This is a genomic window from Protofrankia sp. CiP3 (genome assembly GCF_917627345.1).
Lineage (GTDB): Bacteria > Actinomycetota > Actinomycetes > Frankiales > Frankiaceae > Protofrankia.
Genome location: NZ_CAKJTM010000046.1, coordinates 1 through 9,486, shown reverse-complemented (window position 1 = coordinate 9,486; position 9,486 = coordinate 1). Strand labels below are relative to the sequence as shown.

The following is a 9,486-nucleotide window of genomic DNA, read 5'->3' as shown; positions in this document are numbered from 1 at the left end:
GAAGGGCCAGGCTGACGCGAACGCCACGCGCAAGCTCCTGCTGGAACGCCTCAACGCCTGAACGTCCAGTTTCATCTGGATCTTCCGCTGGCGTCCGTGGACGTCCACCACGTCCGCCAACCAGGGGGCGTGCGTCCGTTGACGTTCGCCGATGTCCGTGGCCGTTCGCCGGCTTGGCTGTCACCGTGGCTGTCAGTCCGGCCGCCTGAAGGTTTCCCACTTTCGTGGACAGTGAACTTCAGCTCTGTCGTCTACGGAAGCGGAACCGCTCCAGGGAACCCTCCAGCCAACTCACGTCTGATGGTGCTGGTGGTTGGCGAGACGGCGTTGCAGGTTGGCGTGACGGAATTCCCACACCGCACCGGCTTGCCGGAGGATTCCCCGTTCGTGGGCGTCGGTGAGGAAGGCCATCAGGTGGAGAGGCTGGTGGCCGCGGCAGGCCAGCCAGAGACGGGCGATGCCCAAGTGTCCCCATGCCGAGGCGAGTCCGACCGTGAGTCCGACCGTGAGTCCGACCGTGAGCCCGACCACCGGGAGCCAGGACATGAGCCCGAACCCGAGTCCGAACACAAGCCCGACCGCAAGCCCATTGGAACGATCTTGAGTTAGCACAGCCTCGGGGTCGGCCGCCCGTTGCGTGTCCACAGCGGTGCCCATTCCGAGCCCGAGCCCGAGCCCGAGCCCGAACACGAGCCCGAACACGAGCCCGAGCACGAGCCCGACCGCGAGCCCGAACACGAGCCCGCCCGCGGGCTCGCCCCCGGGTCCGGCCACGAGCCCGACCGCGAGCCCGCCCGCGAGCCCGACCGCGAGCCAGCCCGCGAGATCGGAGAGCCGCGGCCATCGCAGGATGATTTGATGTGGGGAGGAACTGCGGAGCCCGAGCGCGAGGCCGCCCACGAGCCCGAGCACGAGGCCGCCCACGAGCCCGAGCACGAGGCCGCCCACGAGCCCGAGCACGAGGCCGCCCACGAGCCCGTCCGCGAGCCCGAACGCGAGGAACATGACAACGCGGGGCACGGCGCGGGGGAGTTCCCACCAGGCAAGGCTGGTGGTGTGGAGGCGATGTTCGAGGTGGCGGGCCAGAAAGATCAGGTAGGGGGTGGCCTGGGCTGCGGTCCAGCGATTCCCGCCCGTGGAGCGGGGCCGGTACGCCGCAGGGATAAGCCCGTCGAACAGATGTTCCTCAACGGCGGTGCGGGTGGGGAGTTCCGTGCTGTTGCATAACTCGGCGGGGTTGGGCAGGCCGAGCGTGGAGCTGGCGTGTCGGGGGTTGTAGATGGTGCGGGCGAGGCTGGCCATCAGCGGGGTGCACAACGCCCGCGCCACCGGTGGGGCGGGGGTGGTGGCCAGCGCGGCACGGACCGGCGCCCAGCGGGTCGGCCCGTCCACCCCCGCGGTTTCGGTGAGGTAGGTGGCGATGGTGGCCGGGTCCAGGGGGGTGAGCCGGATACCCGCGGCGCCTTCGAGGTGGACGGGGTGGCGGAGCGGGCCGGGACGGACCGCGTGACGGAACGCCGTGGTCCGGCAACTGAGTAGCACGCCGGTGCCATGGCGCAGGGTCTCGTTGATGGCCACCAGGGCTCGGCTCCGCCCACCGGAGCGGATCTCGTCGAGTCCGTCGAGGACGGGCAGGACCAGCCCCGCGGTCAGCAGGGCGCGGGCGCGGCTGACGCCGGTCGCTGAGGTGCTGGCCAGCCAGGGATGTTCCCGGATCATCTGGGTTTCCAGCCAGTCGTACAGGCCGTCCTGGTCGGGGTTCCAGGAGGCCACCGGGACCAGCAGCGGGACGGGTCCGCCAGCGTCTCGGCGGGCGAGCAGGTCCAGTACCAGGCGCAGGAGCAGCACGGTCTTGCCGGATCCGGGTTCCCCGAGGACGACCAGCCGGCCGGTCGGTACCTGGTCGAACACCGTGGCCAGGTCGCTGCCGGTGCCGGCGAGTTCGTGCGGGCCTGCCCCCGCGGGAGTACTGCGGGTCCACCCGACGCCCGCTGTCGCCAGCCGCTGGAGGAAGGCCCATGGTTGGACCAGCGACGCATCGGCCGGCTGCCAGGACACCGCCAGGAGAGGTCGGGTGAGATCCCGACGCTGGGCCTCCGCGGACCACTGGGCTGTCAGCTGGTCAGCAAGCCGATCGGCGACCGGGGCCATGTCGATGTCGCCGGCCCGGTTGTCCCCGCGATCGGCGCGGTAGGCCGCCCATGCCAGTGCCAGCGCTGCCACAGCCAGCAGACCAGCCCACTTGTCGCCGCTGGCCAGGGCGACAGCGCCCGCGCCGAGCGTCGCCACGATCAGGATCAGCCAGGACGGGATCCGTCCTTTCCCCGTGCTCCCACCCATAGTGGGCAATCATCCACGGACGCGGCTCAGGCGTGACCGCGGCCTCGCTCCGACTTTACCTGTCGGTGCGGCCTGTCCATGACCATGATGGCGATCATCGTGGATGTCGGTCACGAGGTGTAGAAGACCGCGTCAACAATTGATCAAAGCTGGTGATTCGGCCACGACCACGCCACCACGTGATCGCCATGGGGGAAGCCGGCCGGATCGTGGCCTTTCACGACGGAACGTGTGTCAAGGTCAGGTTCGCGTATCCGTCACCACCCGCACTCTGCGTGCCTTGGGATCTGCTTGCGCATACCCATGGAGACACGCGGTTACCTGAAGATTCTCTGGAGGTCTGACGGAGGTGGATACAACGCCGACGTAATCGGCGTTCAATCACGTCCACGCACGTGGGCAGGCCGACAGCGAGCGGCACCACCTGCTCATGTCCGAGACGGATACCAAGCGGGCCCGGGGTTTGTGGTCGGCGGCGAAGGCGCTCGGGGCGTAGCCGGAATGACCACGAACGGTGCATGCCGCCGGTCGCGGCGGCGGCTCGGCATGTCGCTCGTCGTTGGGACTCCGGCCGCGGCATGGACTGTCGGCCCCGGTTCTTCCCGTGGATGTCGTGGTACGGGGCGCGGCTCGCACCACGTCTTGATCCGTAGCCCTCGGCGGACCGTCCACCCACGTCTACCGACGTTCGCCGGTGCAGGTCACAGGTTCGGCACCGTCCACCAGCGTCCACGGACGTTCACCCCGGTTGCAGTACAACTGCAGTACGAAGCTCTCCGGCGCTCCTGCAACGGAGCGTGCGGAGAGAGACTCCCCGATCTCCGAGACTGGTCGATCCGGATGATAAGGTCCTACCGACCCGATCAGGGCAGTCGTTCTGTCCGCACCCGGAATGCTTGGTACGTGGGGAGGCACTTTGGCGTCAGTGGAAAACACGGTGCCGCCGTACGCCGAATTCTTGTGGCCATCCATACGAGCGTTGCGGAGCCTGGGAGGATCAGGTTCCGTGTCAGAAATCAACGAACGTGTTGTAGAACAGGGCGATTTTACGTCTGAACAGCAGGCCATCCTGCACGGTGATGGTCCGAGGACAGAGATCGAGTATCGTTTAGCATGGGCGCGAACCTACCTACGGCTGATGGACCTTGTTGATAACAGTGCGCGGGGAGTTTGGACCCTTACTGAGCCGGGGCGGCAGGTAGAAGAAAGTCAAATCAAGGAGCTACACGTACGTGCTCGCCGCAAGCGCCAGCGCGAGCGGGCAGACCGACGTTCTGCGACAAGTGCGAGGGACGGCCAGAAGGATAACGACACTGAGACGAACAACGGTCCAGATGACGAAGAAAAATGGCGAGAACAACTTCTCGATGTAATCATGGCGATGGCACCGGATGGATTCGAGCGGTTGGCGCAGCGGCTTTTGCGGGAAGCCGGCTTCATCAGTGTGAAGGTCACGGGCGGTAGTGGTGATGGTGGAATAGACGGCCTCGGCCTTTACCGGATGTCGTTGGTAAGCTTTCCCGTTTTCTTCCAATGCAAGCGGTACCGTGGGAATGTGCCACCGAGCGCGGTACGCGACTTCCGCGGCGCGATGGCGGGACGGGGAGATAAAGGACTTCTGATCACGACCGGAACCTTCAGTTCCGAAGCCAAGAAAGAGGCGACACGCCCGGGTGCTCCTCCGATAGATCTGATAGATGGTGATGCCCTTTGCGATCTTCTGAAGAAGCACAGTATCGGTGTAAAGACCGAGATGGTGGAGTCGATCACAGTGGAGCGCCAGTTCTTCGTAGATGTTTGATCAACTACTTCTCTTCGGGGTGGTAATGGTGTTCACACGGTTTCCGGCAGTCTTAGAATTCGTAATGAAATAACTTCTTCATTTTGAGCCTTCTGCGGGCCCGTGACCTGCGAAGACGCTTCCGAGGATGACTGATGTCTATCGGTGCAGGCTACAATCTCGGGACCGTCCACCGAGGTCCACGGACGTCCACCCCCGTCCACCCCCGTTGCAGTACAACTGGAGTACAGCGGCGGCTCGGATCGTCATACATGGAGCGTGAACTTATTGCCGGAGATAGGGAACTGGCGAGAGGAGGAGCCCTGTGGGGGCCGAAGAAGCCAGGCACGGAAGGGTTTTCTTTAGTCATTCTCGTAGTCTCTGGCTCCTTGCGCACGACGCGCGGGATCGTGCATGGAAGGCTGTGGAGAGTGAGCCATATGCCTTAACAGCCGACACCACCGTTTGTATTGCGATGTCGACTGCCGCAGCAGAAGGGTTTATAAACGAGCTGGCGGAAATCTCATCTTTCGACCAAGAAACGACAGAGTTCCTGCATGCGTACGGTGTTTTGTCGCGGTTCCTTATAGAGCTTGAAAGAAGTCATGCAACGGTTCAGGCGAAATACAACTTCGCCACGATTATTCTGACCGGGAATGCGGTGGATTTGGGAGGCTCGCCGTATCAAGATTTTTCAAGTCTGATCGACTTGCGGAACCTGCATCTCCATCTGAAGCAAGGAGATAAGGTGGGCGATAAGGGTAAAGTCGAGCATCGATCAAAAATTGTATCCGACTTGATACGGAAGGGTCTGACGTACGACGCTGGTGACGCGAATATGTCCTGGATGAATTTGCTCCAGACTCCGAAAGTTGCAGATTGGGCACTACGGTCTTCACTAGCAGTGATTAAGGAAGTTTCGAATCTTGCCTTGGCCAAACATCCTGCTAATCTGCCTGTAGAAGCAACCGGCCTCGGCTTGTTTCTCGTGTCGTGGATGTCTACTGTCTTCCCCCGAACAGCGTGACCGTTCAGGCTGCGGGGTGCCGATGCGACATCCGACCGGTATGGCAGCGGAGCGACCTCATCGTGACTGTTCTCCACTGGTCATGATGATCTATAGCGCGCGGCACTGTCTGGGTACTTGATCCGTAGCCCTCAGCGATATGTCCATGGATGTCTACCAGCGTCCGTCCGTGCAGGTCACAGCCTCGGGACCGTCCACCGCCGTCTACGGACGTCTACCCCGTTGCAGTACAGCTGCAGTACGGCACCGCTCTCGGTGTCGGTGTCGGTGACGGAAGGTAAGCGGCGTCCCGGCCGAAATCCAGGTGGCTGCATGACATTCCGCCGGCCGGTGGTCTTGGGTACCCCCGCAGGGTGTGGATCCCGTCCTCTCCGGGCCGTCTAATGATCTAGATGTTGTATTGCGTGGTACCGTAGAGGACGGTCTTCAACACGCCTGTCGAGATGGGTGACGGTAGTCCGTCTCGCCGGGAGTTGCAGGAAGATTCTCCCCGTACCCGGGGGAGAAGGACACCGACGGAGGCCAAGGTGGACTACGAGGTGCCGGTCGCCCTGGTCGGTGTTGAGAGTGTCGATCTTTCTTCTGTTGCGCAGACAGCGCTCGACGAGGCATTGGCTGAGGCTGACGCCGGTCATACCGAGCTGTTCGAGAGCATTGAGGACTTCGACGCCGACTTGCGGGCTGCCGTCGTCGGCGACCTGATCGAGTATCCCCGCACGGCCTGACCGCTGGTTCTGCTCCGTGAGCAGGCCGGTACCGTGCCGGTTATGCCCACGTTCGAGCGGACTATGCGGTTCCTGGACATGTACCGTCAGTTGACTCCTGCTCAGCGCGAGCGGTTCCTGCGTGCACGAGACATGTTTCTTGCCGATCTTCGTTTGGGGGGTGGGTTCCGCAAGGGGCTGCGTGTCAAGGGTGTGCGGACCCGACCAGGGTGTATGAAATGACATGGGCACCCGACGGTCGCGTCACGTTCGCCTACGGACCCTCCAAGAGAGCTGATGAGCCACACATCATCTGGCTGGAAGTCGGCACCCACGACATCTTTTAACGTCGTTGGCTGCAAGGGAGGAGTAGGGAGAAAGGCTGGCTCGACGGCGCGACGATCAAGCGATGGATCATGAGCTGCCGTGTTCTTCGTCCGTCTATGTCCGCCGGCGTCCGTCGGTGCAGGTCACGGGCACGCCCTCGTCCGTGGACATACGCCGACGTCCGTAGTCGTCGGCAGGCTTGGCTGCCAACCAGGCTGCCGTCCGTCGTGGCTTGGTCTTCGGGGCGGACGGCGGTGGTTCGGGGGCCACAGCAAGCGGGTGCGAACCCTCGATCCCTAGCTAAATCTTGATCTTCCGTTGGCGTCGTGGACCTCCGCCGCGTCCGTCGACTCGTGTGGGGTCCGTCCACGGGTGCCTGTGGGCGTCCATGCGTTCGACTACCGGCTTGGCTGTCGCCCCGGCTGTCAGTCCGCCGCATCCGCTTCGGATCGCGATGCGCCATGTTTAGTTCGAGCTATAGTTGACTCATGTCGGCGACGCCGCCTCACCGGTGGACGATCAAGGCCACGTCTGAGGTGCGGGAGTGGCTGCGTTCGCTGCGCCGGCTGGATCCGGGCAACTATCGGTCAGTCAACGCGGCGATCGACATGCTCGCCGAGGGCGGGCCCGGGCTCGGGCGTCCGCTCGTCGACACTCTGCAAGGGTCGACGATCAGCAACCTCAAGGAGCTGCGGCCGCGGTCAGGCCGCGATGTCGCGATCCGAGTGATCTTTGTCTTCGATCCATGGTCGCAGGCCGTGCTGTTGGTCGCGGGGAACAAAGCTGGCGACTGGTCGCGGTGGTACAAGACGGCCATCCCCGCAGCAGAGGTCGCCTACGACGGGTGGCTGGCCTTCGAGAGGAAACGGCGGGAGGACTCATGAGCGAGTTTCACGACTGGGACGACATCCGCGCCGAACTGCATGACGGGGATGACGACGCGCTCGCCGCCGAGCGGGCGCGCACCGAGGCATGGGTCAGCGCCTTCCATCTTGCTGAGGAGCGGAAACGGCTGGGCCTGACGCAACGTCAGGTGGCCGACCTGATGGGCGTCTCACCGGGCCGGGTAAGCCAGATCGAGAACGGCGATCTTGATGTGAATGAGGTCGCGACGCTGAGCCGTTACGCCCGGGCGTTGGGGGCTCGGATGCGGATCATCTTCGACTACGGAAACGATCTCCGTCAGATCGCTTGATCCACTGCCGTGCGCGCCGAGGCCTTGACGTCAAGTACTGCAGTACGAACTGCGGTACTTGAGCCCGGGAAAGCCCAGAGCCCCGCGCCGTGTGATCGGCTGCGGGGCTCTGACCTGCCTCAACCAGCGTGCGCTCGGAGGGACTCGAACCCCCAGCCTCTTGATCCGTAGCCCTCGGCAGTGGGTCCATCGACGTCCACCGTGGTCCGCCGGTGCAGATCACAGGCTCGGCGACGTCCACCGGCGTCCGCGGACATCCACTCCCGTTGCAGTACAAATGCAGTAGGGCGGACCTCCGAACGGTGCTCACAGAGAGTCGGGTGATCGCCCTCCGCCGAGCATCTCTCCGATGTTCGCACGGCGGCGACCCGCTGGCTGGACCGCTGGTCGTTTCGGCTTGCCCCTCGGCGGCGAGACAGCTCCAGTCTGGATCTTGAGGTCTCCCAGCGAGATGGGCGGTCTTGGGCACCCGCTGCCGGCCAGCTCTCCTCGGATCCGCGAGCCGACCACCTCGGTCTTCCGATGCTTCCGCCGGTCTGTTACCTGCGCCGGTGACCGCTCATGCAGACCCCTGCCGGTTCCGAGACTGCAGTTGGTGTTTAGGCGGTTTTGTGATCCATCTTCGTGTTATTCTTCGGGTTCTGGGCTGCGGATGACCTTGGGGGAGTTGTGCGAGTTTCGGAGTATTACCAATTAGGCCGGACACAACCGAGTCTACATTTTGTGGATGTGCACATCGATACCGACGTTCCGACTTTCATTGATCCTACGGCTATTCGAACTCAGGAAAGCGAATGGTCTCAGACCTGTCAGGCGCTCATCCAGTCGTTCTTTGCCGAGATTCTGGACGCTGTAGCGAGTCGGGATGACGACCGCGCGGCCAGGCTAATTTCGCGACTCACAGAACCCAATGAGACGCACCTCGGCTGGTCGCGCGGTCGATCTCGGGGGCGAGGCCTCGGAAACGCAAAATCGTTAGAGTTCCTGGATGCCGTCAGAAATAGTGCAGCGGCGCGCTCTGGCCTGTTGTCGGACCTTGAGGATACCGCACTGTTGATCGACGGAATTGGGCCAGACATCATTAGTGACATCACAACGAACGTAATTCGCGGCGCGCTAATCGGGTACACCCAGCACGCGTGTGAATTCTACGGTATCGACATGGAGCACGCCTATACCGGCCTCGTTTGGAACCCTGATGCCCTCGAATGGCAGGAGGGCTACGAGCGGCTGCCGTGCCCAAACGGCGAGACGCTCCTATTGGTGCCGAGATCGATCGTACGCGGTAGGCTAACGGTCGATTCGGATAAGTACTATAATCGCAACCTTGCTCCGCTATTGGAAGCGCAGGAGATCGACGCAAAGACCCCTCTCGTCACGATTCTCAAGGATGGAGGCGCAAGGGTACCTCGCGATAAGTTGCGAGAGAAATACCCTGCAACCAAGCTCGCAATCGTACGATATACCGAGCAGTTTCCAGATGCCCTACGCTCGTACAAAAAGTCATTGACCAAATCCGAGGCGCCACCACTTTCTCACGATGACTTGAGGCGGCGGGTAGGAACTCCTCTGCCGGACTATCGAGCGCTACTAGACAATCTTCTTGCAGTACCGCCAGGTAATCCGTCGGCGACTGTCTACCATCGGAAGTGCGCAGACCTTCTCTCCGCGCTATTTTACCCTTACCTAGGTAACATGGTCCTGGAAAAGGAGATTCATGAGGGTCGCAAGAGGATTGATATCACCTTCGATAACCTTGCGGGTCAAGGGACCTTCTACTGGCTGGCCAGCAATTATCGCGCAGCAGTAATCCCAGTCGAATGCAAAAATTACACCCGGGAAGTCGAGAACCCCGAGCTTGATCAAATAGGTGGACGCTTTTCGGATAGTCGCGGATGGTTCGGTATTATCGTATTTCGAGCTGCGCAAAATAAAGATCTATTTCTGCGGCGATGCAAAGATACCGCTAAAGATGGCCGAGGCTACATCATCGCTCTAGACGACGAAGACTTGCGCCAGCTAGCAGAGGAGAGACTGGAGGCCAAGGATCGGCATCCCAGGGACCAGAGTTTCTATAAACTAATCCGCGAACGCATCGACTTTCTCATCACTT

Annotated in this window: 7 protein-coding genes; 6 read left to right on the top strand and 1 reads right to left on the bottom strand. The window is 62.3% G+C overall.

The window, feature by feature from the left end; all coding sequences use genetic code 11:
- Window positions 1–291: 291 nt before the first annotated feature.
- Complete coding sequence (locus MJ797_RS15980; RefSeq protein WP_239335631.1) at window positions 292–2,340, bottom strand: NACHT domain-containing protein; 2,049 nt, start codon at window positions 2,338–2,340, stop codon at window positions 292–294.
- Between the two features lie 892 nt (window positions 2,341–3,232).
- Between MJ797_RS15980 and MJ797_RS15975 the strand changes: the two genes are divergently transcribed.
- The 6 genes from MJ797_RS15975 to MJ797_RS15950 all read left to right on the top strand — a co-directional run.
- Window positions 3,233–4,141, top strand: a complete 909-nt coding sequence (locus MJ797_RS15975) for a restriction endonuclease (protein WP_255739042.1) — start codon at window positions 3,233–3,235, stop codon at window positions 4,139–4,141.
- A gap of 304 nt (window positions 4,142–4,445) precedes the next feature.
- The gene (locus MJ797_RS15970; protein WP_239335627.1) at window positions 4,446–5,147 is read left to right on the top strand and encodes a hypothetical protein; all 702 of its coding nucleotides are present in this window, start codon (window positions 4,446–4,448) and stop codon (window positions 5,145–5,147) included.
- Between the two features lie 527 nt (window positions 5,148–5,674).
- Entirely contained in the window at window positions 5,675–5,872 is a 198-nt protein-coding gene (locus MJ797_RS15965; protein ID WP_239335625.1) for a hypothetical protein, read from the top strand.
- 794 nt (window positions 5,873–6,666) lie between these two features.
- Window positions 6,667–7,062: a type II toxin-antitoxin system RelE/ParE family toxin gene (locus tag MJ797_RS15960; RefSeq protein ID WP_131746932.1), complete on the top strand. Its 396-nt coding sequence runs from the start codon at window positions 6,667–6,669 to the stop codon at window positions 7,060–7,062.
- Window positions 7,059–7,373 carry a transcriptional regulator gene (locus tag MJ797_RS15955; RefSeq protein WP_131746931.1) on the top strand — a complete coding sequence of 105 codons (315 nt, stop codon included), beginning with the start codon at window positions 7,059–7,061 and terminating at the stop codon, window positions 7,371–7,373. Before MJ797_RS15960 ends, MJ797_RS15955 begins: the two co-directional genes overlap by 4 nt.
- A gap of 723 nt (window positions 7,374–8,096) precedes the next feature.
- Window positions 8,097–9,486 (top strand): hypothetical protein (locus MJ797_RS15950; RefSeq protein WP_239335623.1); only part of this gene is annotated, 1,390 nt, incomplete at its 3' end.